A 25,785-nucleotide genomic window follows, 5' to 3' on the forward strand; every position below is an offset into this window, starting at 1 on the left:
TTAGCGCATCCTGAGCGGGCTGTGGTTCACCCCTTGACGTCATATAGGACTTGTCCTATATTCAGTACATGTCCCTCCTCCACGCTGTGCTCGGCTTCGTCGCGATCCAGCCAATGACCGGCTACGAACTCGGCAAAGCATTCTCGACAACTGCCGCACACTTTTGGCCAGCCGATCAGTCACAGCTCTACCGCACCCTCCACCGCGCCGAAGCCGACGGCCTCGTTGAAAGCACCACCGTCGAGCAGACAACACGACCCGACCGTCGCCTGTACACGCTGCTCAAGCCGGGGCGCGAAGCATTGGATGCGTGGCTGGCCTCACCCCTCGAACCAGACAACTCCCGCGAACCCTTTTTGTTGAGGCTTTTCTTCGCCGCATCGCTCGGCACCGCGGGCGTTATCGAACTGCTCGACCAACGTCGCTCCGCTGCCGTAGAGCTCCTCACCACGCTCGACGCTCTCGCCTCGAGCGCAACCCAAAAACCCTCGAAAACCGCTCTCGCCATTCAGCTGCAATACGCAACGCTCGAATCCGGACGAACCCACGCACGCGCCGAGATCACGTGGCTCGATGAGCTTCGTGCCCAACTCACCGACCACAAGGAGTCCACTCGATGAATGAGAACGCCAACCCCATCCACCGCGCTGCGCGCATCGGCGCCACTATCGCGGCCGTGCTCTTCACCCTCGTCGCGCTCTTCCAACTCGCTGTCGTTCTCGGAGCACCCCTCGGCGAGCTCACCCAGGGCGGGGCGAACAAAGGCACGCTCCCCACTCAGGGGCGCATCTTTGCGGGCGTCTCTGCCGCCCTCGTTCTTGTCATGGCGGCAGCAATGCTTGCTCGCACCGAACGCGGTCCCGCGAGGCTCGCCCCACGCCGACTCATCGCCGTGCTCGCCTGGATCACCACCGCCTATGCGGGTGTGGGCGTCATCCTGAACCTCATCACGTCCAGCGCCGTCGAACGAGCCGTGTGGGCCCCCGTCACAGCGGTGATGTTCGCAGCTTGTCTCGTCACCATGCTGCTGACGCGTGGTCGCGCGGTGAAGTGACTTCTAGAGCAAGTCGCGGTTGATGACCGCGGCAACCTCAGCGCCATCACCCGCCGCAACGATGAGCTGCTGGGGTCCGGGCGGGGTGGCATCACCAATCGCATAGGCTCCCGCTGTGGTGGTGCGGCCGGCAGCGTCCACAACAATCAAGCCCTCCGCGTCGAGTGCGAGCTGCAAGCCCGCCGCATAGTCGAGCGCCGTCTCATAGTCAGGGCGCACAAACGCGGCCTCGCGCGCAACAGTCTCGCCGTCGGCAAGAACAACACCGTTCAGCCCATCACGGTCGCCCGCAACATCCGCCACCTCACGACGATCCACCCGAACACCACGCTCCGCCAGCATCGCCTCATCAGCGTCACTCACCTGGCCAACGCCCTGCGTGAAGACGATCAGGTCGCGGCTCCACTGCGAGAGCAGCAGCGCGCGCTCAGCAAGGTCATCCGTATGCCCAATCAGCGCAATCGGCCGATCCGCATACTCATACCCGTCACACTCCATGCACGAATGGATGCTCGTGCCATAGAACGCGCGCAGAGTCGGCAACTTCGGCAAAACCTCACGCAACCCCGTCGCGATCAGCACCGTGCGAGTCGTAACCGCTCCCCCGCGATGTGTCACCGTGAACCCGGCACCAACAGTCGCAGAAGCGGCCTCGGCAGCGCTCCCGGCATCCGCTTCATCGGCCACGACAAGAGGCTCGATACCCTCGACGATCGTGCGCTCAAACTTCACGTTCGGATACTGCTCAAGCTCCTCCCGGCCCATCTTGCGAAGCTCGAGAGGAGAAATACCATCGCGGCTCAAAAAGCCGTGAGAGTGGAACGTCGCCGAGTTACGGGGGCGATTGCTGTCGAGCACGAGAGTGCGTCGACGCGCCCGCGCCAAGTTCAGGGCAGCGCTGAGTCCGGCCGGTCCGCCGCCGACGATGACAACATCCCAGTCGAACTGCTCACTCATAGCTGGGCGCGCAACGCCTTCAGGCGAACCAGCGACGATTCCTTGCCCAACAGTTCCATCGACTCGAAGAGCGGCGGGCTGATGCGGCGACCAGCGATCGCACTACGCAGCGGACCAAACGCCAAACGTGGCTTCATTTCCTTCACGTCAATAAGTTCGGCGCGGAGAGCCGCTTCGATTGCATCGTGCGTCCACGTATCAAGATCAGTCAGTACGGCGATCGACGCGTCCAGGACCTCGGGGCCTTCGGCCTTCGGCATTGCATCGGCATCAACCGTGAGTTCAGCATCCGGAGTGAACAAGAACTGCAACAGTGCCGGCGCATCGCCCAGCAACTGCATGCGCTCCTGCACGAGCGGTGCGGCAGCTGTCAGCGTCGCTAGCTCAGCCTCAGTGGGCTCAGCCGAAATTACGTCAGCAGCAACGAGATACGGCACGAGACGGCCAGCGAACTCCTCCGCCGAGAGCAGACGGATGTGGTCGCCATTGAGCGACTCCGCCTTCTTTACATCAAAACGGGCCGGGCTCGGCGTCACATTCTCAACATCGAACGCCGCGATCATCTCTTCGACCGAGAACACGTCGCGGTCCGGAGCAAGCGACCAGCCGAGCAACGACAGGTAGTTGAGGAGACCTTCGGGAATGAACCCGCGGTCACGGTGGTGGAACAAGCTCGCCTCAGGATCACGCTTGGAGAGCTTCTTGTTGCCCTCGCCCATCACGTAAGGGAGGTGACCGAAGCGCGGAATCGCATCCGTGAGCCCGATCTCAATAAGTGCCGTGTAGAGGGCGATCTGGCGAGGAGTGCTCGAGAGCAGGTCTTCACCGCGCAGCACGTGCGTGATGCCCATCAGCGCATCATCCACGGGGTTCACGAACGTGTACAGCGGGGCACCATTCGGGCGCACAACAACGAAGTCAGAGAACGAACCAGCGGGAAACGTGATGTCGCCACGAACCAGGTCATCAAAGCTCAGGTCAGAGTCGGGCACCCGCAAACGCAGAGCCGGCAGGCGGCCCTCTTCCTTGAATGCCACAATCTGCTCAGCAGTGAGGTCGCGCTCGAAGTTGTCGTACCCCTGCTTGGGGTCGCGACCGTTGGCCACGTTGCGGGCCTCGATCTCTTCCCCCGTCGCAAAAGACTCATACAGGTGACCGGAAGCCTTCAGCTTCTCGATAACCTCAAGGTAAATGTCAGTGCGCTGCGACTGACGGTACGGCTCATTCGGGCCACCCGTCTCGACGCCTTCGTCCCAGTCAAGCCCCAACCAGCGCATGGCGTCGAGAAGCTGCAGGTAGCTCTCTTCGCTGTCGCGAGCGGCATCCGTATCTTCAATACGGAACACCATCTTGCCGCCCATGTGGCGCGCATACGCCCAGTTAAACAGGGCAGTACGAATCAGCCCAACGTGGGGCGTACCGGTAGGTGACGGACAAAACCGAACGCGAACGTCGGAAGCGGTTGCAGTAGAAAATGGCGCAGACATTGCCACCATTCTATGCGAGACAAGCCTGTGCGGCAGAGGCTGCCGAAAGCAGCCCCTGCACCCAGAATTGTGCGTTCTAGCGCGAAGCCCGACGCACCGGGTTGCTCAGCGTGCCGATGCCCTCAATCGTGATCTCGACGGTGTCGCCATGCACCAGAGGTCCGACGCCCGCGGGGGTTCCCGTGAGAATCAGATCGCCGGGCAACAGCGTGAATGCGGCCGAAGCATACGCAACCTGCGCCGCAACCGAATGAATCATCTGGTCAACGGTTCCGTCTTGCTTGAGGTCACCGTTAACAGTCGTGCGGATGCTCTGCGACGCCACCACGAACTCGGTCTCGATCACGGGCCCCAGTGGGCAAAACGTGTCGAAGCCTTTCGCGCGTGACCACTGGCCATCCTTCTTCTGAAGATCGCGAGCGGTCACATCGTTGGCAATCGTGTAACCAAAAATCACACTGTCAGCATCTTCGACCGCGACGTTCTTAGCGATGCTGCCGATGATTACGGCAAGCTCACCCTCAAACCCGATCTCTTCGCTCTGCGGCGGCAACATGATGGCATCGCCGGGGCCAACCACCGAAGTGTTGGGCTTGATGAACATCATCGGCTCATCGGGAACCTCGTTGCCGAGCTCCTTGGCGTGCTCGGCATAGTTGCGACCGAAAGCCACCACCTTGGAACGCGGAATCACCGGCGCCAACAGCTTGATGTCCGACAGCGGCAAACGTTCCTCGGTGGGCTCAAAGCCATTGAACATCGGGTCGCCGGTGAGCACGACAATTTCGTCGTCGTCGATAATCCCGTAGCGGGCGCCTGCACCTGCGCTGAAACGAGCTACCTTCATGCGTCGAGCCTCATCATCCAGCCGTGCTTGTCTTCGCGACGGCCATATTGGATGTCCGTGAGCTCTTCGCGCAGCGACATCGTCAGTTCACCGGCCGGAGCATCCGCCGACCCAAATTCAACGCCATCGCCCTTGAGCATCGCGATCGGAGTGATAACGGCAGCAGTACCGCACGCAAACATCTCGGTAATGTCGCCAGACTCAACGCCCTCGCGCCACTCTTCGAGCGTGACGCGGCGACGCTCAACCTTGTGGCCGCGGTCTTCTGCAAGCTGCAACACGGAGTCGCGAGTGATTCCCTCAAGAATCGACTCTGACTGCGGCGTCACTAGCGTGCCGTCTTTCTTGACGAGAACCACGTTCATGCCACCGAGCTCTTCGATGTATTTGCCCTCTTCGGCGTCCAAGAACAACACCTGGGCACAGCCCTGAGCGGATGCTTCTTGCTGGGCAATCAGGGACGAAGCGTAGTTTCCACCCGTCTTTGCCGCGCCAGTACCGCCCTTGCCAGCACGGGTGAAGTTCGTGGAAATCCAGATCGACACCGGAGCGACACCGCCAGAGAAGTAGGCACCGGCCGGGCTAGCGATCACGTAGTAGTTGACCTTCTTCGCCGGGCGCACGCCAAGGAATGCCTCCTTCGCGAACATGAAGGGGCGCAAGTAGAGGCTCGTTTCGGGCGCGTTAGGCACCCAGTCGCCATCAACAGCGATGAGCTGCTTGAGCGAATCGATGAACGCATCAATGGGCAGCTCCGGCAACGCCATGCGGCGGGCGGAACGCTGCAAGCGCGCACCGTTAGCTTCGGGACGGAACGACCAGATCGAACCATCCTCATGCCGGAACGCCTTCAGACCCTCAAAGATCTCCTGGCCGTAGTGCAACACTGCGGCGGCCGGGTCAAGACTGATGGGACCATAAGCCTGAACACGCGCACGGTGCCAGCCGCCCATCTCTGACCAACACACGTCAACCATGTGGTCAGTAAAGTTCACGCCGAAGCCGGGGTTAGCCAGAATCGCGTCACGCGCTTCAACCGAGCGAGGTTCTTGGTTCTTCTTCACCATAAAAGTGAGGGGGCGATCAGCCAGCAAATTCTTCATCAAATGTCCTTAATGACGTACAGCCACAATGGCGGTGGGTTAATTCTGCGCTACAGCGTCAGCAATTGCACTGCCAATCTCAGACGTCGACCGCGCGATAGTGCCACGGGCGCTGAGATCAGCTTCCACGGCCGCGGTGACGCGGGCCGCAGCATCCGATTCGCCGAACTGTGAGAGCAACAATGCGATCGACAGGATTGCCGCCGTGGGATCAGCGAGTTGTTTGCCCGCAATGTCGGGCGCTGAGCCATGAACCGGCTCGAACATGGAGGGGAATGCCCCGCTCGGGTTCAAGTTGCCGGAGGCGGCCAAACCAATGCCGCCGCTGATGGCTGCTGCGAGGTCTGTGAGGATGTCACCGAAAAGGTTGTCGGTGACGATGACGTCAAATCTACTCGGATTTGTGACCAGATAAATCGTCGCCGCGTCGACATGCATGTAATCGACTTCGACCTCGGGGAACTCGGCCGCAACCCGGTCAACCGTCGACTGCCACAAACCGCCCGCGTGAACGAGCACGTTGGTCTTGTGCACGAGCGTGAGCTTCTTGCGCGGACGCGACATGGCCTGCGCAAACGCGAAACGAACAACGCGCTCAACACCGAACGCCGTGTTGATCGACACCTCAGTGGCGATCTCATGAGGCGTACCAGTACGGATGCGCCCACCATTGCCCACGTAGGGGCCCTCGGTGCCCTCGCGAACAACCACGAAGTCAACCTCGCCGGCGTCAGCCAACGGCGACGTTACCCCAGGAAAAATCTTGGTGGGACGCAAGTTCACGTGGTGATCAAGCGCAAAACGCAGCTTCAAGAGCAGGCCGCGCTCGATGATGCCGCCCGTGAGACGCGGATCGCGCGGATCCCCTCCAACGGCTCCCAGCAGGATCGCGTCGTGCCTGGCGAGCTCAGCGATGTCGGAGTCTTCGAGAATCGTGCCCGACTCGAGGTAATGGCTCGCACCAAAAGGGAACTCTGTGGTGGAAACATCCACACCGGTTGCTGTCAGCACCTTGAGGGCTTCGGTCACAACTTCTGGCCCAATACCATCACCGGGAATGACTGCAAGCTTGATCTGAGAAGGCATACAAATACAGTACCGCTGCGGGCAGTGCGCGAGCAGCAGCCTCGAGCCCATCGTGACTGTCAGAATTTCATAAATATGGCTTTCCTGAGTGTTTTCTGATTGCGCACTGTACGAGGCGCGCTAAAATTGGGCACATGAGTATCGGAACCGGAATTGTATTAGTAGTTATTGGCGCGATTCTTACTTTCGCGCTCGACCTTCAAGTGGCAGGGGTGAACTTCGACCTCATCGGTTACATCCTGATGATCGCCGGAGCTGTCGTCTTCATTATCGGCCTCGTGCTGATGATGCGTAAGCGCACCTCAGTAACCACCGTGCACAACAACGACGGAGTCAACAACTCCGTGACGGAACGTCGCACGACCACAACCCCCGACGAAACCATCTAACGACTAGGTACAACCAACACAAAAGGCGCGTCCCGATCACACGGGGCGCGCCTTTTGTTGCGTCTGGGCCGCAGGCAGCGGCAACCGAAACTATGCGTCGACGATGTCAATCGCGTGCACGTAGCGAGCGTCAATGCGCTCGGCAACAGTGGCAAGAACTTCAGCGGATGCCTGCGAGTCGACCGTGAGTACCGACAGCGCGTTGCCGCCGACACTTTCACGCGCAATCTGCATGCCCGCGATGTTGATCTCTGCGTCGCCGAACTCTTTACCGAAGACGGCAACGATTCCGGTGCGGTCTTCGTACATCATCACGATCAGGTGATCCGCGAGCGGAACCTCAATGTCGTAACCGTTGATCTCGACGATCTTCTCGAGCTGCTTGTTTCCGACTAGCGTTCCTGAGACCGAAACCTGCGAACCGTCAGCCAGCGAACCACGGATGGTGAGCAGGTTGCGGTATTCGGGGCTCACTGCATCCGTAATCAAACGAACCGTGAGGCCACGCTGCTCGGCAAGAACCGGTGCGTTGACATAGCTAACTGTCTCCGACACGACGTTGGTGAAGATGCCCTTAAGGGCAGCAAGCTTGAGCACGTTGACATCGAACTCGACAATTTCGCCCCGAACTTCAATGTCGACACTCGTCAGTGGGCTAGCGGACAGACCAGAGAAGACCTGGCCAAGCTTTTCCATGAGCGGGATGCCGGGGCGCACGCTCTGATCGATGATGCCACCAGCAACATTCACCGCGTCAGGCACGAGCTCGCCGCCGAGGGCAAGTCGAACCGACTTGGCAACAGAAACACCAGCCTTCTCTTGCGCTTCAGCGGTCGAAGCGCCGAGGTGAGGGGTAACGATGACATTGTCGAGGCCGAGCAGCGGGGAACCTGTTGGCGGTTCGCTCACGAACACGTCGAGGCCAGCGCCCGCAATGCGGCGCGACTTGAGAGCTGTGTAGAGGGCGTCTTCATCGATGAGGCCACCGCGGGCAACATTGACGATGTAGGCGGTCGACTTCATGTGAGCGAACTGCTCAGTCGAAATCATCCCGGTCGTTTCCGGGGTCTTGGGCATGTGAATGGTGATGAAGTCTGCACGCTGTAACAGCTCATCAAGCGACACCAGCGTGACCCCCATCTGCTGCGCACGAGCAGAAGTGACATAGGGGTCATAGGCGATGATGTTCGTGCCGAAGGCCTGCATCCGCTCGGTAATCAAACCACCGATGCGGCCAAGGCCGATGATGCCAATGGTCTTCTCAAACAGTTCAGTGCCCGAATACTGCGAACGCTTCCACTGCCCCTGCGCCAGAGCGCCTGACGCAGCCGGAATGTGACGTGCCAAGCTCAGAATGTGCCCGACAGTCAGCTCTGCAGCCGAGATGATGTTCGAGGTTGGCGCATTCACCACCATGACACCGGCAGCGGTAGCCGCCTTGATGTCCACGTTATCGAGCCCAACACCGGCACGCGCAATAACCTTCAGGTAGGGCGCTGCGGCAAGGGCTTCGGCATCCATGGTGGTTGCAGAGCGGATGAGAACGGCCTGCGCATCGGCGAGCGCAGACTTCAAAGCGGCACGGTCGGTGCCATCAATGTTTCGTATCTCAAAGTCGGGCCCGAGGGCGTCAACTGTTGCGGGGGAAAGTTCTTCGGCGATCACAACGATCGGCTTAGCCACAGATCTGGTCCTTCAATTCGCGGGGACTTCGCGCTGACACCACGAAGGCTGCTTGAGTACACAACTACAGCAACTTTAGCGGCGACGGGAAGCCGCCGTTGCCATGTGACAGCGCAGTGCGACGATAGACCCATGATGGATGCTGCCGAAATTGCCCAGTGGGTGTTGCGTGTTGCCCTCGCACTCGCCTTTATCGGCATGGGAGTCAGCCACTTTGTTGCCGCCCCCGCCCGCACAATGCGAGCCATGATCCCTCCCGTGCTGCGCCAGAAGTGGATGCCCTCCCCCACGATTCTCGTCACCATCACTGGACTCTGCGAGGTTGCTGGCGGCCTTGGGCTGCTGTGGGAACCCGTGCGGTTTATTGCCGGAATCGCGCTCGTGCTCTTTTTGATTGCCGTCTTCCCCGCCAATGCCTATGCGGCCGAGCATCGCGAACGTTTCGGAAAAGCCGCAACCCCATTTTGGCCGCGCTACTTCGCGCAACTAGCGCTGATCGCACTGTGCCTCCTCGCTGCACTGTAAGGACCCGCTCACTGCGCTGAACAAGTTTCGAGCCCCACCCAACGAAACCGAGCGTCCCTTCGTCTACCTAGGTAGGAGGAAACAATGACCAAGAAATCAGTGCTCGCAAAATTCACGCCACTATTAGCTGTTGGGCTACTTGCTCTCAGCGCCTGCGCCGGGTCCATCTCGGATGCTGATGCCGACGAGCCACCGATCGATAGCGGTCCCGGCATGGGCGTCGAAGAAACGCCTGGCGACGCCATTCCCATCGAGGGAATTGACGGCACCTGGATTTACGCAGACGGCAGCGACCCCAATGGCCCGCTCACCCTCGACGAGTCTGCAACAGTGACCCTCACGATTTCAGGTGACGAGCTCATGGGCCAATCGACGTGCAACAGTTACAGCGCAAGCCTTATCGGGGAACCAAACTCTTTGATCCTGGAGAGCTTCACAGCGACCGAACGCGCCTGTACCGATTCCGATCTCATGGACTTCGAGATACGCTACCTCGCCGCGCTATCGGCAACGACAACTGCTATTCCCACGGGAGGCAGCCTCGTGCTGCAGGGCCAGGGAATCAACCTCAACTTCTTGCCGTCGTCATCGCTTCCGGAGGGGTAATCTTGCCGCTCGTGACCACTCAGTGCGCTCGCTCAAGACCCCCAGTTCACGGGCAAACAGCTCTGAAGAAGCTGTTTTCAGACGAATAATCAGGTCGGCGGTGGAAGAATCAGATCATGGATCAGCGGTTCAGCCGCCAGCTCTCATTAACCGACTTCGGAGAGCAGGCGCAACACAATTTGGCGCGCGCACGCGTGCTCGTCATCGGGGCGGGCGGTGTCGGCAGCACCGCTATACCTTCGTTGGCTGCAGCCGGTGTCGGCACCGTTGGTGTCATTGATGACGACCGTGTTGAACTCAGCAATTTGCACCGCCAACACATCCACGGACTGTTGGATGTCGGCCACAAGAAAGTGTCATCCGCTGTCGCCCGCATTGCAGATCTCAGCCCCGCAACTACTGTCATTGCGATCGACGAGAAGCTCACGCCTGAAAACGCTCTCGCTATCTTTGCCAACTATGACCTTGTCGTCGACGGTAGCGATAACTATCCCACCCACTATCTGGCGGCTGATGCAGCAGAGATCACCGGCATCCCGGTCGTCTGGGGTTGGGCGTGCGAGTTTGGCGCAGAAGCTGGTGTTTCTTGGCCCGCCCGCGGTGTGGGCTTTCGCGACCTGTATCCGACACCGCCGGAACGCGCCGCCATTGACACCAATCTTTCTCACGGGATCTTTCCGGGAGCAGTGGCAGTTATTGCTGCGATAGTGGCGAGTGAAGCGATCAAAATTGCGGCGCAGATCGGCACACCACTGATCAACCGCACGACGCGTTTCAATGCGCTTAACGGTGAATTTTCCGAAAAGCGTTACACGCGCTCAGCCGGAGCAATACCCATTACTGCGCTAGCCGACTATCGGGAACTGTGCGGCTACACCTCAGACGACGACTGGCCGACGAGCTAGCGGCGACGCGACGCCCACAGGCGACCGGTGCGTGCCCAGCGCGCACGACTGACCGCAATCAGCACCACCGAAATGCCAATGATGAATGCGGCAATGCCAAGCACGTAGACCGCGATCCCACCCCAGCCGTCTGGACCGTTGGGCTGCAGGAACGGGTAAGGGAACCACCCGTCAAGTGCGCCGCGCACGAAAGTGAACGCCAACCACGCGAGCGGGTAGATGACGACGATGCGCACGTCGCGCATCCTCAGCACGGGCCGTGATGGCGCCACGAGCCAATCAAGAAGTAAAAAGAGCGGCACCCACACGTGGATTACTTCGTTTGGCCACTGAATCCCCACATAGCCTTCGTCAGGAATGCCACGAAGCAACACGTTATACACGCCAGCGGTGACGACAGCATAGGAGACGACGGATGCTCGCAGCACCGACAACAGCGTCGATTCCCGTTCACGGCGCACCGCCACCAGCCCGCTCAGCGCAAGAATCACGACGTTAATCAGGCTCGACTGGATGGTGAAGTAGCTGAAGTATTCCTTTGCCACAAAGTCGTTGTGGATCGACTCATCAATCACTTGAGTGGCGATGCTGGCAAAGACGAGGACCGCAACGGCGAGTCGAAGGATGCCGAAGATCCGGACGACGTCACCGACATCACGCTGAGGTTCTGAGGATGCGGCTTCTGGGGAGATTGGCTGCGCGTTCGCTGTCACTCCGACAGACTAGTCTCCTCAAACAGGTTCACACAGGCAGACGCACAGTCGATCGAGGAGCTCACAATGCCGTTTACCGACCGCAACGGATTTGAGCTGAGCAGCCTGCCGCTGGTGTACCGCCTAGGGCGAGACTTTCAGGTCTCGGAGGAGTTCTGCTGGCGCGACCCGCGTGATTGGGATCGCGTGCTCACCATTCCCGCCCACGACCTCTCGCTTCCCCCTGGAGAGGGCAACAGCACCGATTTCGCCTCCGTACCGCCATTCCTGTGGGGCCTCATCGCCAGTTTTGGCAAACAAACACTGCCAGCCGTATTGCATGATTCGCTCACTGCTCAGTCGAGGCTCGCACCCCCAGTTCAACGTCTCGAGCTGAGGCGCACCGCTGACGAAGACTTTCGGGTGTCACTCATCGATAGCGGTGTTCACCAATTGCGCGCCCGTGTCATGTGGGCATCGGTGGGAATTGAGCGGTACGCCCGCCATGCCGGGGCGCTGGGAGCCGCGATCATCACGCAACTCAGTCTTGGTGTGCTGGCGATCATTGGCGCTGTCGTGCTCGCGGTAATCGTGCATCCGCTGTGGCTCATTCTCGCGCTGGCTCCCGCAATTGGCGCCACAGTCTGGGGCAAAAATCTGGATCTCGTTCTTGCCGCCACCTATCTGGGCGCCCTGTACGCGCCGCTGGTTGCCGCCGCCTTCATCGGGTCGCGCCTTGAACAACTCTTGGCGTTATCCATCTGGGTGGGAACAGGCACCCCCGGCCCTGCCCCCAAGGCGGAGCCGACACTGCGTTGGCCGGACCGCGGAACAACGCTGCCGCCCAAGTAGCCGCACAGCTAGCAGCACACAGCACAACGGCCGCCCCGCAGTAGCGGAACGGCCGTCGTAGTGACTAGCGAAAGTTAGCGTGCAGCTGAACCGTCGGTGTAGTCGGAGTCTTGCTGCTTCCAAGCGAAGAGAGCACGCAGCTCCTTGCCGGTTGCTTCGATGGGGTGGTTCTGGCCCTTTTCACGCAGGGCGAGGAACTCAACTCCGCCAGCATCCTGATCCTTGATGAAGCGGTCTGCGAAGGCACCCGACTGGATGTCTGCGAGAACAGCCTTCATGTTTTCCTTGACCGAGGCGTCGATGACGCGAGGGCCGGAAACGTAGTCGCCGTACTCAGCGGTGTCAGAAACGCTCCAACGCTGCTTAGCGATGCCGCCCTCCCACATGAGGTCAACGATGAGCTTGAGCTCGTGAAGCACCTCGAAGTAGGCGATCTGCGGCTGGTAGCCAGCCTCGATGAGGGTTTCGAAGCCGTACTGTACGAGCTGCGAGGTTCCACCACAAAGAACAGCCTGCTCACCGAACAGATCGGTCTCGGTTTCTTCGGTGAAGGTGGTCTTGATGCCACCGGCGCGGAGTCCGCCGATTGCCTTCGAGTACGACCAGGCCATGTCCCACGCGGTACCGGTGGCGTCATTCTCGACGGCAACGATAACGGGAACGCCACGGCCAGCTTCGTACTCGCGGCGCACGGTGTGACCCGGTCCCTTGGGAGCAACGAGGATGACGTCAACATCGGCGGGAGCGTCGATGTAACCGAAACGGATGTTGAAGCCGTGTCCGAAGACGAGAGTGTCGCCAGCAACAAGATTGTCCTTGATGTCGTCGGCGTAGAGTCCACGCTGGTGCTGGTCGGGAGCAAGGATCACAACAACGTCAGCCCACTTGGCTGCTTCGGCGCTCGTGAGCACCTCGAAGCCGGCGTCGGTTGCCTTTGCGATGCTCTTCGAGCCCTCCTTGAGGCCAATCTTGACCTCAACGCCGGAATCACGCAGGTTCAGTGCGTGGGCGTGGCCTTGCGAGCCATAACCAATGACAGCAACCTTTTTGCCCTGGATGAGCGCGAGGTCAGCGTTATCGTCGTAAAAGATCTCGGTCACAGTAGTGATTCTCCTTAGTTGGTAGTGCTGTTAGTTCTTGAAAACTCGGTCGGTGATGCTCTTCGAACCGCGGCCCATGGCCAGCAATCCACTCTGAGCAATTTCTTTGATCCCGTAGGGTTCGAGCACTCGCAAAAGTGCTTGAATCTTGCCCGAGTCACCGGTGGTTTCGATGATGAGCGCATCGGATGCGACATCAACCACGCGGGCACGGAACAGGTTTACCGCTTCGAGAATCTGGGAGCGAGTCGTGTTATCTACGCGCACCTTGATCAGAAGGTGTTCGCGCGTCACCGACTGCGCTGGGTCAAGCTCAACAATCTTGATCACGTTGATGAGCTTGTTGAGTTGCTTGGTGACCTGCTCGAGAGGCAGCTCTTCGACATCCACCACAACGGTGATGCGCGAAAGGCCTTCGATCTCGCTCGAGCCAACAGCCAGCGATTGAATGTTGAACCCACGACGAGCAAACAGCCCGGCGACGCGAGTGAGCAGACCTGGTTTGTCTTCTACCAGCAGAGAAAGTACGTGACTCATCGCTCTACTCCTCTTCCCACTCTGGGGCATGGTCGCGGGCATACTGCACGCTTGAATTTCCGACGCCCTGGGGAACCATGGGCCACACCATCGAATCTCGGCTCACGACGAAGTCAATAACGACCGGACGATCATTGGTCTCAAGCGCAAGCTTGATGGCCGGGTCGATCTCTTCCTTCTTCGTGACGCGGATGGCGAGGCAACCGTAGGCCTCCCCGAGCTTCACGAAGTCGGGGATCATCACGGTGTCGTGCCCGGTGTTCAAATCGGTGAACGAGTGGCGGCCATCATAGAACAGCGTCTGCCACTGGCGCACCATGCCGAGGCTCGAGTTGTTGATGATCGCAACCTTGATCGGGATCTTGTTGATCGTGCACGTTGCAAGCTCCTGATTAGTCATCTGGAAGCATCCGTCACCATCAATCGCCCACACGGGGCGATCGGGGTTCGCAACTTTGGCGCCCATCGCAGCGGGAACGCCGTAACCCATGGTTCCAGCACCACCAGAGTTGAGCCAGGAGTTGGGGCGCTCGTGCTTGATGAACTGGGCGGACCACATCTGGTGCTGGCCAACGCCGGCAGCAAAGATACCTTCCGGCCCGGTGATTTCACCGATGCGCTGAATCACGTACTGCGGTGAAAGCAGGCCGTCATCTGGTTCGGTGAAGCCGAGGGGAAATTGGTTGCGCAGCGAATTGAGTCGTTCCCACCACGCGGTGTAGTCCGGCTGTGTCTGCTTGCGTGCTTCAGCGAACGCTGCCGTCAGGTCGATGATGACGTCTTTAGCGTCACCAACGATGGGCACCTCTGCCGCCCGAATCTTGCCAATCTCGGCCGGGTCAATGTCAACGTGAATGACCTTGGCGAGAGGAGCGAATTCGCTCGGCTTGCCCGTGACTCGGTCGTCGAAACGCGCTCCGAGCGAAATGAGAAGATCGGACTCTTGGATCGCAAGAACTGCGGGCACAGAGCCGTGCATTCCCGGCATCCCGAGGTTCAATTCGTTGGAGTCAGGAAACGCGCCGCGCGCCATGAGCGTAGTCACGATGGGCGCGCCGACCTGCTCAGCGAGTTCGAGCAGTTCCGCTGACGCCCCAGAGCGCACGACACCGCCACCAACGTAGAAGACAGGACGCTCAGCCTCAGCCAGCATCTGTGCCGCTGCCTGAACCTGCTTGCCGTGGGCCTTCATGACCGGGCGGTAACCGGGAAGGTCAACCTTGGGTGGCCAAATGAATGGTGCGGATGCTTGCTGGCAGTCCTTCGTCACGTCGACAAGCACGGGACCAGGTCGACCCGTTGTCGCGATGTGGTACGCCGCAGCGAGCGTCGCGGGAATGTCTTCCGGCTTCGACACGAGGAACGAGTGCTTCGTGATCGGCATCGTGATTCCCGAGATGTCGACCTCTTGGAACGCGTCCGTTCCCATCGAGGTCGAGAAGACCTGTCCGGTGATCGCAAGCATGGGAACGGAGTCCATGTGGGCATCCGCGATAGCCGTCACGAGATTGGTCGCTCCGGGCCCAGAGGTTGCGATGCAGACGCCGAGCTTTCCGGATGACGAGGCATACCCCTCAGCAGCGTGACCAGCACCCTGCTCGTGGCGCACCAAAATGTGACGAATAGCAGTCGATGCCATGAGTTCGTCGTAGAAGGGCATGATGGCGCCGCCGGGCAAACCGAAGACGTCTTTCACACCCAGCTTTTCCAAACTGCGCAAGATCGCACCCGAGCCGGTCAAAATCTCCGGCGTGGTGCTCTTCGGCCGCGGTACGGGGTCAGAGGACATGTGTAAATCCTTTAAATTTCACTGGTGAGCGTGGTGCTAACTGGTTACCGCGCCGCGGGCGGCGGACTGCACAAGCTTCGAATACTTGGCAAGAACGCCTCGCGTGTAACGCGGAGGTAGGGGGGCCCAGCCTTTTCGGCGGGCTTCGAGCTCAGCGGAGTCGACAAGTAAGTCGAGCGAGCGAGCTGCGATATCGACCCGTATCAGATCACCATCGCGCACGAAGGCAATAGGACCTGCGTCTACTGCTTCGGGAGCTATGTGGCCGATGCACAGCCCGGTTGTGCCGCCTGAGAATCGTCCGTCCGTCAAGAGTAGTACATCTTTGCCGAGTCCAGCGCCCTTGATGGCCGCCGTGATCGCGAGCATCTCGCGCATACCAGGACCACCCTTCGGACCTTCATAGCGGATGACGACAACTGAACCTGCTTCGATCGTGCCGGCGGTGAGAGCATCCAGGGCTTCACGCTCACGCTCGAAGACGCGGGCGGGGCCCTCGAACTCTGCAACGTCGAAGCCTGCCGTCTTCACCACAGAACCCTCGGGAGCCAGCGAACCAGTGAGGATCGTCAGCCCGCCGGTGGGATGAATGGGGTTATCAATCGTGCGCAGCACTTCGCCATCAAGAGGATCAATGTCCATCTCGGCGAAGTTCTCAGCGACTGTCTTTCCCGTGACCGTGAGCGCATCACCGTGAATAAGGCCCTCGTCCATGAGCGCCTTCATCAGCACCGGCAGGCCGCCGTGACGGTCAACGTCATTCATGACGTATTTACCGAACGGCTTAAGGTCGCCCAAGTGTGGCACTTTGTCACCGATGCGGTTGAAGTCATCGAGAGTGATATCGACTTCAGCCTCATTGGCGATCGCCAAGATGTGCAACACAACATTGGTGGAACCACCGAGCGCCATCGCTACGGTGATGGCGTTCTCGAACGCCTTCTTCGTCATGATGTCGCGCGAAGTGATGCCCAAACGCAGCAGGTTGACAACCGCTTCACCCGAACGGTGCGCAAAATAGTCGCGACGACGATCAGCGGATGCGGGGCTTGCCGAGCCGGGAAGGCTCATTCCCAGCGCTTCCGCAACGCTCGCCATCGTGTTGGCCGTGTACATACCGCCACAGGCACCCTCGCCCGGCGCGAAAGCACACTCGATGCGCTTGGCATCGGCTTCGGTCATCCGACCAGCCTTGACAGCACCGACTGCCTCGAAGGAGTCAATGATGGTGATGTCTTTTTCGGTGCCATCGCTGAGCTTGACCCACCCAGGAGCAATCGACCCCGCGTAAAGGAACACCGAAGACAGGTTGAGACGAGCTGCGGCCATGAGCATGCCGGGCAGTGACTTGTCGCAGCCCGCGAGCGTGACCGAGCCGTCGAGACGTTCGGCCTCCATGACGACCTCAACAGAGTCAGCGATAACTTCGCGGCTCACGAGCGAGAAGTGCATTCCCTCATGGCCCATCGAGATGCCGTCAGAGACGCTAATGGTGCCGAACTGGAGCGGGTACCCGCCACCGGCGTGCACCCCCTCTTTCGCGGCCTGAGCAAGGCGATCAAGAGAAAGATTGCAGGGAGTGATCTCGTTCCATGAGCTCGCAATACCAATCTGGGGCTTCTCCCAGTCAGCGTCTCCCATACCAACAGCGCGAAGCATTCCGCGCGAGGTAGTGGCTTCAATTCCGTCGGTTACCGTGCGGGAACGAGGCTTGATATCGATCGAATTACTCTCAGACATACTCCGAGTTTAGGGCTTAGCGAAACCTCAGTTTGCCCGAGCAGAAACTACGGCGGCGCGACGATCGACAAGCATCCGAAGAACCTCGGCAATTTCGCGGGTTCCCGCCACCCTAAGTTGAGCTGCGGACGGCGCATCCCCCACTCGAACTCCAAGGTCATGGGGACCGAGCGCAGCAATGGCGTCCTCGTCAGTTGTGTCATCTCCCGCGAAAAAAACCGCGTCGGCGCCGCAATACTCGCGCAAGCGCTCAATCGCATCACCCTTGGTGGCGGTGTGGATCGCGAACTCCACAACGTTCTTGCCAAATCGCGTCGTCAGCCCCGGAAGTTCAGCATCAACGCGCGCTACTGCCTCGGTGGTCAGACGTTCCGCATCGTCAGCGGGCGTCAGCCTCACGTGAAGTGCACGACCGGCCGGCTTAAGCTCAACCCACGCCCCCTCAGCTCTGTCGGCAAGTTCATGCATGAGGGCATCAAGCTTCATGAGAGCCGCAAGGTCCGCGTCGCTCATCGGCAAAACCGAGTCACCGTCGTCGAGTCGATACTCCAAGCCGTGGGATCCGCCGAAAAGCACCTGACTCGGCAAATGGGCCACATGCTCGAGGCTGTCTAGTGCCCGACCGGAGACGAGCGCTAGGCGCGTATCCGTGAGTTCAAGCATCCGCACCAACTGCTCTTGCGCTTCGGGAAGCGCTCGAGCCTCAAGCGGATCATCAACCTCTGGGGCCAAAGTGCCATCGAAATCGAGCGCAATAAGCACAGTGGGCATGGCGACGAGCGCGTCAATCGCCGCAGCAATTTCCGCTTCCGAGGAATACTGCACGACTACCTGACTCGCTTTCGCTCGATCGTCCACTCAACCTCTTCTGCCATCTCTAATGGAGCGATCCGGCGGTGGCGATCTGATCGAGTAGCGGCCAAATTCTTGAGGAAGGCATTCGACCAGCGAGCAACATCGTGTTCAAGCACGCGCTTGCGCATTGAACGCATTCGAGTCGCACGATCAGCTTTCGGCATGTTGATCGCCTTCATCATTGCTTCCTTCAACCCATCAATGTCATGCGGGTTAACGAGGAGAGCCTTGCGCAGCTCTTCAGAAGCACCAGCAAACTCGCTCAAAATGAGAACGCCGTCATTGTCGAACCGGCTCGCCGCATATTCCTTAGCCACCAAGTTCATGCCATCGCGTAGCGCCGTAACCAACAACACATCAGCGGCCAAATACAGCGCAACCATTTCTTCACGCGGAAAACCCTGATGAAGGTAACTGATCGGTGAATGACTCAGCGTGCTGAATTGACCATTAATGCGGCCTACGGTCAGCTCGATCTCGTCACGCAAATGCATGTAAGCCTCGACGCGTTCACGACTCGGGCTTGCAACCTGAATGAGCGCGACATCGCCAACCTCGATCGAACCATCACGCAACAGCTCGCCATAGGCCTTGAGACGGTGCCGGATGCCCTTCGTGTAGTCGAGGCGGTCAACACCGAACATCACCGTCTTCGGATTACCGAGACCCTTGCGAATATCCCTGGCCCGCTGTTGAACGGCAGGATCGCGAGCAAGCTGCTCAAAGCTGCGGGAGTCAATCGAAATCGGGAACGCCTTTGCGACAACGCGACGAGTCGGCTGCCCATCAATCGTTACCTCGATGGCGGGATTCTTTGTCGGATGATTCGTCAGCCGACGAACCGCAGACGAAAAGTTGGACGCATCTGACGACCGCTGAAAACCAACAACATCGGCACCGAGCATCCCCTCAATGATCTGAGTGCGCCACGGCAATTGGGCAAAGATCCCATAGGGAGGAAACGGAATGTGGTTGAAGAAGCCGATCGTCAGATCAGGGCGCTGTTCACGAAGCATGCGAGGCACGAGCTGGAGTTGGTAATCCTGAACCCACACGACAGCACCTTCAGCACTGTTGGCGGCAGCGGCATCCGCAAATCGTTGATTGACCGCCACATAGTCGTCCCACCATTCGCGGTGATAGGCCGGCGGAGCAATAACGTCGTGATAGAGCGGCCAGAGGGTGTCATTGCTGAAGCCCTCGTAATACTCCTCGATGTCTTGGGAACTCAGAGGAACAGGGATGATCTGAATGCCGTCGTTCTGGAACGGTTCGATCTCCAGGTCGGGGCGCCCAGCCCAACCAACCCAAGCGCCATCAGCTGCCTTCATGATCGGCTCGAGGGCGGTCACTAGGCCACCGGGCGAGCGCTTCCAGGAGAGGGATCCATCGTCTTCAACGGTGCAGTCGACCGGCAACCGGTTGGAAACAACAACAAAATCGTACTCAGCGGGAGAAGAGTTCTTGTGAGCTTCCATAGTTCGTCACTTTACCAGCGGGCCCTGCGCGCTGACCGAAACTACAGACAATCCAGTCTCCGTTATTGGCCGAGCCAATTCTGGCGTCACGCAGTACTCTCACACTGTGTAGGCGTCCGTGGCGAAATCGGCGGACGAGATGTGCCCGGAGCCCTCCTCCGCGCTACTCGCTCCAAGGTTCACGTTGCGATCGGTGCGTTTCTTAGACTTTCGGCAGCGCTCGACTTCTCTGCTGGCCGCAATCAGAATCTCACGCTAGCGTTAAGGCCTAGGCCGACACCGCAACCCCGGAGGAAATATGCGCAAGTTCCTGTTCAACAGCAGTCTCCTGAGCGCGGTTGCAGGCGGCTGGAGCATCTTCCAAACCACTAAGCAAGGACCGCGCGATTGGCGCCTCATCCTCATGTGGATCAGTTGGGGGCTCACAGTCGCAATCGCTGTCGGCACCATCGTCAAAGAGGCTCAAAACTCCTACGAACTCGAAAAGTAGGCAGCCGGTCTCGTGCAGCCAAGCGCCGGCGAGGCCGCTAGTCCGCTAGCCTTCCGAGGCCAAATCCTTAACTCGCCGGGGCCAGGCGCTGCACACGATGACGGGCCGCAGCCGCAACCACGCCCTCGAAGAGACGCAAATCTTGCTTGGCATCCTCTTCTGGATGCCACTGAACCGCAACCCCAAAATCGACGCTCGGCAATTCGACAGCCTGAATGACACCATCGTCGCCGCGTCCAGAAACGATGAGGCCGTCAGCGAGAGTGTCGATCGCCTGGTGGTGATACGACTTCACTGCCACGCTGTCATCGCCGCCGAGCAGCGAAGAGAGAATTGTGTCGTGTTCAACCGCAACATCGTTCACTAGGAAAACTCCACCACCGGCGCTGTAGCGAGACGTGCCGATCACGTCAGGCAAGTGCTGAATGATGGTTCCGCCCAACGTCACGTTGAGCATTTGAGCTCCACGGCAAATTCCCAAGAATGGCACGTTCTGTTCAATGGCTGCGCGCAAGAGGGCATCTTCGAAGGCATCGCGGTCTTTGCGAGGAACATCAGCTGTCGGATGCGCTTCTTGGCCGTACCGCGCAGCATCAACGTCTTTGCCGCCCGTAAGGATCAGGCCGTCGAGACTCTGGATAATCGACGCCGCAATTTCGGAATCTACCGGCTGTGGCGGCAGCAGTACGGCTATGCCACCGGCATCCGTCACTGCTTCGAAGTAGATCTTCGGCAGGAAGGAGGCGGGGAGATCCCACACACCTGTTTGCGCTTGCTCAAGATACGAGGTGAGCCCGATTAGTGGCCGCTTAGTGGTGCCCATGCGGACTCCTCTCCGTCGAAGAAATAGAACGTTTGTTACCAAAGGATATAGGTCGCACGAACAGAATTGCGTCTTCCTGAGAGTGGTTCTCAGGAACTTTCGCTAAATTCGACGACTTACTCGCCTGTCTAGCCGCATTGATGCGGTTTCGGCCAGAGCGCTGCCGTTAGCACCAATCCGGCTCCTTCCGTTGCTCACCTACCCGTGAGCGTGAGCCACAACCAGATTGTTCTTCGCTGCGCAGCCCGTTAACCCTGACCCAAACCAAGGAACGCTGTTGAAACGACCTATTACTATGCTCGCCATTGGGGCGTTGCTCATTGGCGGCACAGTCCCCGCAGCAATCTTGCCGGCCCCCAAGAGTGAGATCTATGTCGCGGATGCCAGCACCCTAGCCTCCGCAGGCGAAGGAACGATTAGCGCGGCACCAGAAGACGACATTCAAACTTTTGCTTCGCCTGCTACTGGCGCGACTTCTCCTATCGTTCGGGACTCCTACCAAATTGAGAAGGTTCAGCAGCAGGTTGTGATCAGCGCGGCTGGCATCAGCGGCACCCTTGAGGTATTTCCCGCGAATGGCCCCATCAATGATGGCTTCGGTTACCGTGGCACCGAATTCCACGGCGGCATCGACATCATGGCAGCCGAGGGATCCACCATCATCGCGGCCTCCCCCGGCACCGTTGAGAGTGTGACCTCTGGAGGCGGCTGGGGTCGTCACGTAATTATTGATCATGGCAACGGGATTAAGACCCTTTACGCACACATGATCGAAGGGTCGCAACTCGTCACTGCCGGACAATGGGTCGCAGCAGGCACCCCACTCGGGTCGGTTGGCAACACCGGCTATTCGACCTTCCCGCACCTTCACTTCGAAGTCTACGTTTTTGACACCCGCGTAGACCCGGCACCCTGGTTGCCATAACCAACCAGAGCACCGGGCGCGGAGGATGTCTAGCTCACCGCATCCATTCGACGTCGCACGTAGATGGCGGCTGCACCAAGCAGGATCATGCCTGACGGCATAAGCCACCACAGGCCGCCACTCCCCCCACTACCAGTGAAGGCGAGGGTTGGCAGCGCCAGGGTTGGCAACCCTGGATCGCACACGGTGTCAGCTGGAGTGACGAATGTGAACGTCGGCGGATCAATCCAGTCGAACTCGAGCCCATTGGGGGCAACAACCTGAGCGGTCACCGTAACCGGACCAGGGCCCTCTGCTGAATACGTTCCGGCAACAACACCAGAAACACCGTTCACGGTGAATGTGACGTGAGCCGGATCATAGCCAGGCGCCACTCCCAACCGGTAGCTTCCGGCAACCGTGCAACTGGTCTGGGTGAAGCTAACAGCGGGCATCACTAGGCCGAGGGTATCCAAATTGCACTCGGGGTTAGACGGGTCAAGCTGCAGCTGTAGCGTGCCCGTGAACGTCAGTGTCGTTGATCCTGTCGCAGCAAGCGCAACTCGCAACCCTGGCGCCACGGTGACGAACTGCGCACCGGGGTTTGCTGTCGCCGTAACGCTGTAGTCAAGAGGGCCCTCAGGGTCGGTTACTTCTCCCCAAGTCGCGTTCGCGATCGGGCCGAGAATCAACTGCTGCCCAGCATTACAACCAGCATCCAGCAGAATGGCTTCAGCGGTCGCCTCAAGAAGTTCGACATCCGGGCAGTAGCTCAGCTCGCCATCCTTCAGCACTCGCTCAGTGATTTCAGTGCTCTGCTTCACTGAGACCGAACCATAGAAGAATGTGTTCACAGTCGTGATCGTGGCGTAACCCTGACTGTCAAAGGTGGGGCATGTGACTTCTGTTGAGCGCTCCACTTTTTCTGAACTACACAACGAGCTGTCGTTGCTGGTGACGATGAACGACGGTGTGGTGACATCGTAATCACCAGTGGTGTTTACGCTATCTCCGAGATCGGTTGACAGCATTAGCACTGGTTGCACACCCGACTTGAGCACCCAACCGCTTGGATGATTCTTGCTCGCCTCAAATTGGCACACGAACACTTCTTCTGGAGGATCGCAAGCTCGGATTTCTTCTGCGGTAAGCGCGCGAGTTGTTTGCGTGAATGTGAAGTCAACTTGAACGGTTCCGTAAAACAGCTTCGTTGCTGTCGCGATGGAGACCAGTCCGCCATATTGATAGGTGGGGCACTGGACTTCTTCGTCAACAGTAACTTCGGTTCGTGAGCACAGGCTCTCGTCGTCTTCCTCAACAACGAATGACGGCTGGTTGTCTGCAAAGTTCCCGGTCTCGTTCACATCATCACCGAGGGCATTAATGCTCACGTGAATCGGTTGTTTGCCTTCTTTGAGCCGGTAGCCCGAGGGAGAGTTGTCGCTTGAGACGAACTTGCACACCCAGACCTTCTTGTCATCCTTGTTGTTCGCGCGTGATTGAGATGAAGGCGCGGCGGTTTCTTCGCTCGCGGGCTCGTCAACTACAGCCGCAGCGGCGTTAGGAACTGGCGCAACCTTCGTGGGCGCGGGTGCCGGTTTCGGGTCTACTGGTTTGGCAATGGCCTCAACCTCGACCAGCGAAGTTGACTGCGGTGCGGGTGGTGATGCTGGAGTCTCGCTTTCTCCGTCTGCAATAGAAACGTCGGGAGCGCTTGCGGGCGCAGCAGCATCATCAGCAAATGCTGGGGCGGAGACTCCAAGGAGTGCACCACTCGTGAGGGCAATACTGGCGAGGGTCGCCAGCAGTTTCTTCATTAACATGATGGGCAGCTTTCTGCAGGGGGATTGCACTTTCGGCGCATCGGCACGCAGCTGCAGAGTCGTGGCCGCCATTGGCGCACGAAAGGGAGCGCGAGCGCATTCACGGGGGTAAAAACGCGCCGCTGGGGTGAGATTCGGGCATCACCTTCTTCAGCACCGTCGGGGTAACCGAAGTGACTCGGTCTAGTGCTGTGCACAAAATAGCATGACCCCCATGAAGGGGGCAGTAGACAGTTCAGTCTGGTCTAGCGCTATTTCACACCCCTCGACCCGTGCTTGCGCTCAATGGTCCTGTGCATTGATTCCACGCGCGATTCCACGGTCCGCCTACACTCGACCGCGTGTGGTTGCTCCCGAACTCTTGGCCTCGTTGGTTCGACGACTTTTGGGCATCGCCATTCGGAGCTTTCGCGGGCAGCCCGAACGACGCTGTTCCCACCGCAATTGCGGTGATTGCGCTCATCATCGCCACGGTCGCTCTGATTCGTTCAATTGCGTTGACGCCGAAACCTGATATGCGCCTGACGGTATATTCCTTGCTCGACACGACGGTCGGCGCCCCCACTAGCGAGTCCCCTGCGTATCTACTGAATGTGAGTGTGCTCAATAGAGGCGAAGGTCTCGCACTCGACGTCATGGTTTCGGTTAAGCCTCGCTCACGAAAGCTCCTGATTCACGAATTGGGCTCAGTCGCCACCGACGAGACGAAACGCCACCAGTTTGAGTTGCGTATGACTGATCGAGCCCAGAGGAAAAGTGATCATTAGGTGGAAGAACGGCAGGCGGCGTGGAGTGCGCGCCAGATTTTAGGTAGTGCTACAGCCCCCAGCTTCAGGGAGTTCGTTAGCGGCAAAAGAGTGCAGTGGCAATGGAAAAGCCCGGCACTACGCTCTACGCGCTGTACCGGGCTTCTGCCGCTTGTGCACCCCCCCGGACTTGAACCGGGAACCCACTGATTAAGAGTCAGTTGCTCTGCCAATTGAGCTAGAGGTGCGTGGCTTGGTTTTCCCTCACGGGGCAACCGAGGAACAACGTTACCATGAGTTAAAGCGACTAAGGAGCACAATGACCACGGAATCCACTCGACTTGCCGCAGGCACCCCCGCACCAAGCTTTTCCCTGCTTGATCACGACGGAAAACTGGTGTCTCTTAGCGACTTTTCTGGCAAGAAAGTGATCCTGTATTTCTACCCAGCAGCGATGACTCCCGGATGCACGAAGCAGGCTTGTGACTTTCGTGACCAGCTCGGCTCGCTGCAATCGGAGGGCTATGTCGTGTTGGGTGTTTCGCGCGATACTCCCGAAAAGCTGACCAAGTTCCGCGAGCAAGAGTCACTCACATTCCCGCTGCTGTCCGACCCAGAGCACGAAGTTCATGAAGCGTATGGCGCCTGGGGCGAGAAGAACCTATATGGCAAGCAAGTAACAGGGGTCATTCGCTCGACTTTCGTCATCGATGAAGCCGGCACAATCACTCTCCCGCTCTACGCGGTGAAGGCTACCGGCCACGTTGCGTCGCTGCGCAAGAAACTCGGGCTCGACTAACCCTCACGCCGCGTTGTCGCCGCCAATACCGGCTTGGTGAATAACAGGACAAGCACGACGATGGCTGGCATCAACAACAGCCAGCCAATGTCGGGTCGCGAGAAGGCGCCCTGGAAGCTGCCGATCGCAACGGAGATTTGCAGAACCTGCCAGACGACGGCTGCTCCACGAATCCACGCCTGACCTCGCAGCACGCTAATCGCAATTATCGCTACCCAAATTGCGGCCAGTGCCGTCAGAACGCTCAAGGCGATTGCACTTGCATACGACTGAGGAGTCTCGCTCGCAAGTTCGAAGATCAGGTAACCAAGGGCACCGAACAGAAGAGCACTTTCCAGAAAGATTACGACTGCGAGAACAACCACATACGGATGTTTACCACTCGGTTTTTCTTCTGGGACAAGTTCGTCTACCATTCGCTCCCCGTTAAATCGCTGAAAGACCATTGCTTTGCATTGGTCGATATGCGATTCTAGTTGAGGTTGATTTCTGGCTCCCAGTGTTGCGAGCGAGAC

At 59.0% G+C, this 25,785-nt stretch carries 27 protein-coding genes and 1 tRNA gene; 11 read left to right on the forward strand and 17 right to left on the reverse strand.

Annotated elements, in window-relative coordinates; translation table 11 throughout:
• Window positions 1-68: 68 nt before the first annotated feature.
• Entirely contained in the window at window positions 69-620 is a 552-nt protein-coding gene (locus tag AC061P_RS09930; RefSeq protein ID WP_480391102.1) for a PadR family transcriptional regulator, read from the forward strand.
• On the forward strand, window positions 617-1,054 hold the full coding sequence (locus AC061P_RS09935) for a hypothetical protein (protein ID WP_480391103.1): 438 nt from the start codon (window positions 617-619) through the stop codon (window positions 1,052-1,054). Before AC061P_RS09930 ends, AC061P_RS09935 begins: the two co-directional genes overlap by 4 nt.
• A 3-nt stretch (window positions 1,055-1,057) precedes the next feature.
• Here AC061P_RS09935 and AC061P_RS09940 read toward each other — a convergent pair whose 3' ends face one another.
• From AC061P_RS09940 to AC061P_RS09960, 5 genes are all read right to left on the reverse strand, one after another.
• Window positions 1,058-2,011: an NAD(P)/FAD-dependent oxidoreductase gene (locus AC061P_RS09940; protein WP_480391104.1), complete on the reverse strand. Its 954-nt coding sequence runs from the start codon at window positions 2,009-2,011 to the stop codon at window positions 1,058-1,060.
• Window positions 2,008-3,498 carry a glutamate--tRNA ligase gene (gltX, locus tag AC061P_RS09945; protein ID WP_480391105.1) on the reverse strand — a complete coding sequence of 497 codons (1,491 nt, stop codon included), beginning with the start codon at window positions 3,496-3,498 and terminating at the stop codon, window positions 2,008-2,010. The genes AC061P_RS09940 and gltX overlap by 4 nt, the downstream gene beginning before the upstream one ends.
• Before the next feature lie 76 nt (window positions 3,499-3,574).
• Window positions 3,575-4,345 (reverse strand): fumarylacetoacetate hydrolase family protein, encoded by a 771-nt coding sequence (locus AC061P_RS09950; protein WP_449647155.1) that lies wholly within the window; start codon window positions 4,343-4,345, stop codon window positions 3,575-3,577.
• Window positions 4,342-5,448, reverse strand: a complete 1,107-nt coding sequence (locus tag AC061P_RS09955) for a branched-chain amino acid aminotransferase (protein ID WP_480391106.1) — start codon at window positions 5,446-5,448, stop codon at window positions 4,342-4,344. The genes AC061P_RS09950 and AC061P_RS09955 overlap by 4 nt, the downstream gene beginning before the upstream one ends.
• Window positions 5,449-5,487: 39 nt before the next feature.
• Complete coding sequence (locus tag AC061P_RS09960) at window positions 5,488-6,534, reverse strand: 3-isopropylmalate dehydrogenase (protein WP_480391107.1); 1,047 nt, start codon at window positions 6,532-6,534, stop codon at window positions 5,488-5,490.
• Window positions 6,535-6,668: 134 nt separating this feature from the next.
• Between AC061P_RS09960 and AC061P_RS09965 the strand changes: the two genes are divergently transcribed.
• Window positions 6,669-6,923, forward strand: a complete 255-nt coding sequence (locus tag AC061P_RS09965) for a DUF6458 family protein (protein WP_449627145.1) — start codon at window positions 6,669-6,671, stop codon at window positions 6,921-6,923.
• Window positions 6,924-7,013: 90 nt separating this feature from the next.
• On the opposite strand, the gene serA is transcribed toward AC061P_RS09965, so the two are convergent.
• Complete coding sequence (gene serA, locus AC061P_RS09970) at window positions 7,014-8,606, reverse strand: phosphoglycerate dehydrogenase (protein ID WP_480391108.1); 1,593 nt, start codon at window positions 8,604-8,606, stop codon at window positions 7,014-7,016.
• 132 nt (window positions 8,607-8,738) lie between these two features.
• Here serA and AC061P_RS09975 point away from each other — a divergent pair, with 132 nt between their 5' ends.
• The 3 genes from AC061P_RS09975 (at window position 8,739) to AC061P_RS09985 (ending at window position 10,642) form a co-directional block, all read left to right on the forward strand.
• The gene (locus AC061P_RS09975) at window positions 8,739-9,131 is read left to right on the forward strand and encodes a DoxX family protein (RefSeq protein WP_449647159.1); all 393 of its coding nucleotides are present in this window, start codon (window positions 8,739-8,741) and stop codon (window positions 9,129-9,131) included.
• Between the two features lie 84 nt (window positions 9,132-9,215).
• Complete coding sequence (locus tag AC061P_RS09980) at window positions 9,216-9,737, forward strand: META domain-containing protein (RefSeq protein WP_480391109.1); 522 nt, start codon at window positions 9,216-9,218, stop codon at window positions 9,735-9,737.
• Between the two features lie 116 nt (window positions 9,738-9,853).
• Window positions 9,854-10,642 carry a HesA/MoeB/ThiF family protein gene (locus tag AC061P_RS09985; protein ID WP_480391110.1) on the forward strand — a complete coding sequence of 263 codons (789 nt, stop codon included), beginning with the start codon at window positions 9,854-9,856 and terminating at the stop codon, window positions 10,640-10,642.
• Here AC061P_RS09985 and AC061P_RS09990 read toward each other — a convergent pair.
• Window positions 10,639-11,355 (reverse strand): Pr6Pr family membrane protein, encoded by a 717-nt coding sequence (locus AC061P_RS09990; protein ID WP_449647162.1) that lies wholly within the window; start codon window positions 11,353-11,355, stop codon window positions 10,639-10,641. The two genes, AC061P_RS09985 and AC061P_RS09990, sit on opposite strands and share 4 nt — an antisense overlap.
• A 66-nt stretch (window positions 11,356-11,421) precedes the next feature.
• Between AC061P_RS09990 and AC061P_RS09995 the strand changes: the two genes are divergently transcribed.
• Complete coding sequence (locus AC061P_RS09995; protein WP_480391111.1) at window positions 11,422-12,186, forward strand: DUF1353 domain-containing protein; 765 nt, start codon at window positions 11,422-11,424, stop codon at window positions 12,184-12,186.
• 74 nt (window positions 12,187-12,260) lie between these two features.
• Here the strand turns inward: AC061P_RS09995 and ilvC are convergent, their stop codons facing one another.
• Genes ilvC through otsA form a run of 6 tightly spaced genes read right to left on the reverse strand, consistent with a single transcriptional unit; the run spans window position 12,261 to window position 19,685 of the window.
• Window positions 12,261-13,286: a ketol-acid reductoisomerase gene (gene ilvC, locus AC061P_RS10000; protein WP_480391112.1), complete on the reverse strand. Its 1,026-nt coding sequence runs from the start codon at window positions 13,284-13,286 to the stop codon at window positions 12,261-12,263.
• A 30-nt stretch (window positions 13,287-13,316) separates the two neighbouring features.
• Window positions 13,317-13,823 (reverse strand): acetolactate synthase small subunit, encoded by a 507-nt coding sequence (gene ilvN / locus AC061P_RS10005; RefSeq protein ID WP_341954204.1) that lies wholly within the window; start codon window positions 13,821-13,823, stop codon window positions 13,317-13,319.
• A gap of 4 nt (window positions 13,824-13,827) precedes the next feature.
• Window positions 13,828-15,612 (reverse strand): acetolactate synthase large subunit, encoded by a 1,785-nt coding sequence (locus AC061P_RS10010; RefSeq protein WP_449647165.1) that lies wholly within the window; start codon window positions 15,610-15,612, stop codon window positions 13,828-13,830.
• A 36-nt stretch (window positions 15,613-15,648) separates the two neighbouring features.
• Window positions 15,649-17,352, reverse strand: coding sequence for a dihydroxy-acid dehydratase (gene ilvD / locus AC061P_RS10015; protein WP_449647166.1), 1,704 nt, complete (start codon window positions 17,350-17,352; stop codon window positions 15,649-15,651).
• Between the two features lie 27 nt (window positions 17,353-17,379).
• Window positions 17,380-18,210: a trehalose-phosphatase gene (gene otsB, locus AC061P_RS10020; RefSeq protein WP_480391113.1), complete on the reverse strand. Its 831-nt coding sequence runs from the start codon at window positions 18,208-18,210 to the stop codon at window positions 17,380-17,382.
• Window positions 18,180-19,685: an alpha,alpha-trehalose-phosphate synthase (UDP-forming) gene (gene otsA / locus AC061P_RS10025; RefSeq protein ID WP_449647168.1), complete on the reverse strand. Its 1,506-nt coding sequence runs from the start codon at window positions 19,683-19,685 to the stop codon at window positions 18,180-18,182. The genes otsB and otsA overlap by 31 nt, the downstream gene beginning before the upstream one ends.
• 298 nt (window positions 19,686-19,983) lie before the next feature.
• On the opposite strand from otsA, the gene AC061P_RS10030 reads away from it, so the two are divergent.
• Window positions 19,984-20,175, forward strand: coding sequence for a hypothetical protein (locus AC061P_RS10030; RefSeq protein ID WP_449647169.1), 192 nt, complete (start codon window positions 19,984-19,986; stop codon window positions 20,173-20,175).
• Between the two features lie 67 nt (window positions 20,176-20,242).
• Here AC061P_RS10030 and AC061P_RS10035 read toward each other — a convergent pair whose 3' ends face one another.
• Window positions 20,243-20,998: a gamma-glutamyl-gamma-aminobutyrate hydrolase family protein gene (locus AC061P_RS10035; protein ID WP_480391114.1), complete on the reverse strand. Its 756-nt coding sequence runs from the start codon at window positions 20,996-20,998 to the stop codon at window positions 20,243-20,245.
• 277 nt (window positions 20,999-21,275) lie between these two features.
• Between AC061P_RS10035 and AC061P_RS10040 the strand changes: the two genes are divergently transcribed.
• Complete coding sequence (locus AC061P_RS10040) at window positions 21,276-21,923, forward strand: M23 family metallopeptidase (RefSeq protein ID WP_480391115.1); 648 nt, start codon at window positions 21,276-21,278, stop codon at window positions 21,921-21,923.
• Between the two features lie 29 nt (window positions 21,924-21,952).
• Here AC061P_RS10040 and AC061P_RS10045 read toward each other — a convergent pair whose 3' ends face one another.
• On the reverse strand, window positions 21,953-23,725 hold the full coding sequence (locus tag AC061P_RS10045; protein WP_480391116.1) for a hypothetical protein: 1,773 nt from the start codon (window positions 23,723-23,725) through the stop codon (window positions 21,953-21,955).
• A 341-nt stretch (window positions 23,726-24,066) separates the two neighbouring features.
• Between AC061P_RS10045 and AC061P_RS10050 the strand changes: the two genes are divergently transcribed.
• Window positions 24,067-24,492 carry a hypothetical protein gene (locus tag AC061P_RS10050; protein ID WP_449647173.1) on the forward strand — a complete coding sequence of 142 codons (426 nt, stop codon included), beginning with the start codon at window positions 24,067-24,069 and terminating at the stop codon, window positions 24,490-24,492.
• A gap of 154 nt (window positions 24,493-24,646) precedes the next feature.
• Here the strand turns inward: AC061P_RS10050 and AC061P_RS10055 are convergent.
• A tRNA-Lys gene (locus tag AC061P_RS10055) sits at window positions 24,647-24,719 on the reverse strand.
• A 71-nt stretch (window positions 24,720-24,790) separates the two neighbouring features.
• Here AC061P_RS10055 and bcp point away from each other — a divergent pair.
• Window positions 24,791-25,270 (forward strand): thioredoxin-dependent thiol peroxidase, encoded by a 480-nt coding sequence (gene bcp, locus AC061P_RS10060; RefSeq protein ID WP_449647186.1) that lies wholly within the window; start codon window positions 24,791-24,793, stop codon window positions 25,268-25,270.
• Here bcp and AC061P_RS10065 read toward each other — a convergent pair.
• The gene (locus AC061P_RS10065; RefSeq protein WP_449647187.1) at window positions 25,267-25,635 is read right to left on the reverse strand and encodes a hypothetical protein; all 369 of its coding nucleotides are present in this window, start codon (window positions 25,633-25,635) and stop codon (window positions 25,267-25,269) included. The genes bcp and AC061P_RS10065 overlap by 4 nt on opposite strands.
• Window positions 25,636-25,785: the final 150 nt, after the last annotated feature.

This window comes from Rhodoglobus sp. G.S.4, assembly GCF_056619605.1.

What these genes read in the sequence shown, in the direction of transcription:
- AC061P_RS09930 (WP_480391102.1), top strand. Translation starts at nt 69, where the DNA reads ATGTCCCTCCTCCACGCTGTGCTCGGCTTCGTCGCGATCCAGCCAATG.
- AC061P_RS09935 (WP_480391103.1), top strand. Translation starts at nt 617, where the DNA reads ATGAATGAGAACGCCAACCCCATCCACCGCGCTGCGCGCATCGGCGCC.
- AC061P_RS09940 (WP_480391104.1), bottom strand. Translation starts at nt 2,011, where the DNA reads ATGAGTGAGCAGTTCGACTGGGATGTTGTCATCGTCGGCGGCGGACCG.
- gltX (WP_480391105.1), bottom strand. Translation starts at nt 3,498, where the DNA reads ATGTCTGCGCCATTTTCTACTGCAACCGCTTCCGACGTTCGCGTTCGG.
- AC061P_RS09950 (WP_449647155.1), bottom strand. Translation starts at nt 4,345, where the DNA reads ATGAAGGTAGCTCGTTTCAGCGCAGGTGCAGGCGCCCGCTACGGGATT.
- AC061P_RS09955 (WP_480391106.1), bottom strand. Translation starts at nt 5,448, where the DNA reads ATGAAGAATTTGCTGGCTGATCGCCCCCTCACTTTTATGGTGAAGAAG.
- AC061P_RS09960 (WP_480391107.1), bottom strand. Translation starts at nt 6,534, where the DNA reads ATGCCTTCTCAGATCAAGCTTGCAGTCATTCCCGGTGATGGTATTGGG.
- AC061P_RS09965 (WP_449627145.1), top strand. Translation starts at nt 6,669, where the DNA reads ATGAGTATCGGAACCGGAATTGTATTAGTAGTTATTGGCGCGATTCTT.
- AC061P_RS09975 (WP_449647159.1), top strand. Translation starts at nt 8,739, where the DNA reads ATGATGGATGCTGCCGAAATTGCCCAGTGGGTGTTGCGTGTTGCCCTC.
- AC061P_RS09980 (WP_480391109.1), top strand. Translation starts at nt 9,216, where the DNA reads ATGACCAAGAAATCAGTGCTCGCAAAATTCACGCCACTATTAGCTGTT.
- AC061P_RS09985 (WP_480391110.1), top strand. Translation starts at nt 9,854, where the DNA reads ATGGATCAGCGGTTCAGCCGCCAGCTCTCATTAACCGACTTCGGAGAG.
- AC061P_RS09995 (WP_480391111.1), top strand. Translation starts at nt 11,422, where the DNA reads ATGCCGTTTACCGACCGCAACGGATTTGAGCTGAGCAGCCTGCCGCTG.
- ilvN (WP_341954204.1), bottom strand. Translation starts at nt 13,823, where the DNA reads ATGAGTCACGTACTTTCTCTGCTGGTAGAAGACAAACCAGGTCTGCTC.
- AC061P_RS10010 (WP_449647165.1), bottom strand. Translation starts at nt 15,612, where the DNA reads ATGTCCTCTGACCCCGTACCGCGGCCGAAGAGCACCACGCCGGAGATT.
- ilvD (WP_449647166.1), bottom strand. Translation starts at nt 17,352, where the DNA reads ATGTCTGAGAGTAATTCGATCGATATCAAGCCTCGTTCCCGCACGGTA.
- otsA (WP_449647168.1), bottom strand. Translation starts at nt 19,685, where the DNA reads ATGGAAGCTCACAAGAACTCTTCTCCCGCTGAGTACGATTTTGTTGTT.
- AC061P_RS10030 (WP_449647169.1), top strand. Translation starts at nt 19,984, where the DNA reads ATGCGCAAGTTCCTGTTCAACAGCAGTCTCCTGAGCGCGGTTGCAGGC.
- AC061P_RS10035 (WP_480391114.1), bottom strand. Translation starts at nt 20,998, where the DNA reads ATGGGCACCACTAAGCGGCCACTAATCGGGCTCACCTCGTATCTTGAG.
- AC061P_RS10045 (WP_480391116.1), bottom strand. Translation starts at nt 23,725, where the DNA reads ATGTTAATGAAGAAACTGCTGGCGACCCTCGCCAGTATTGCCCTCACG.
- bcp (WP_449647186.1), top strand. Translation starts at nt 24,791, where the DNA reads ATGACCACGGAATCCACTCGACTTGCCGCAGGCACCCCCGCACCAAGC.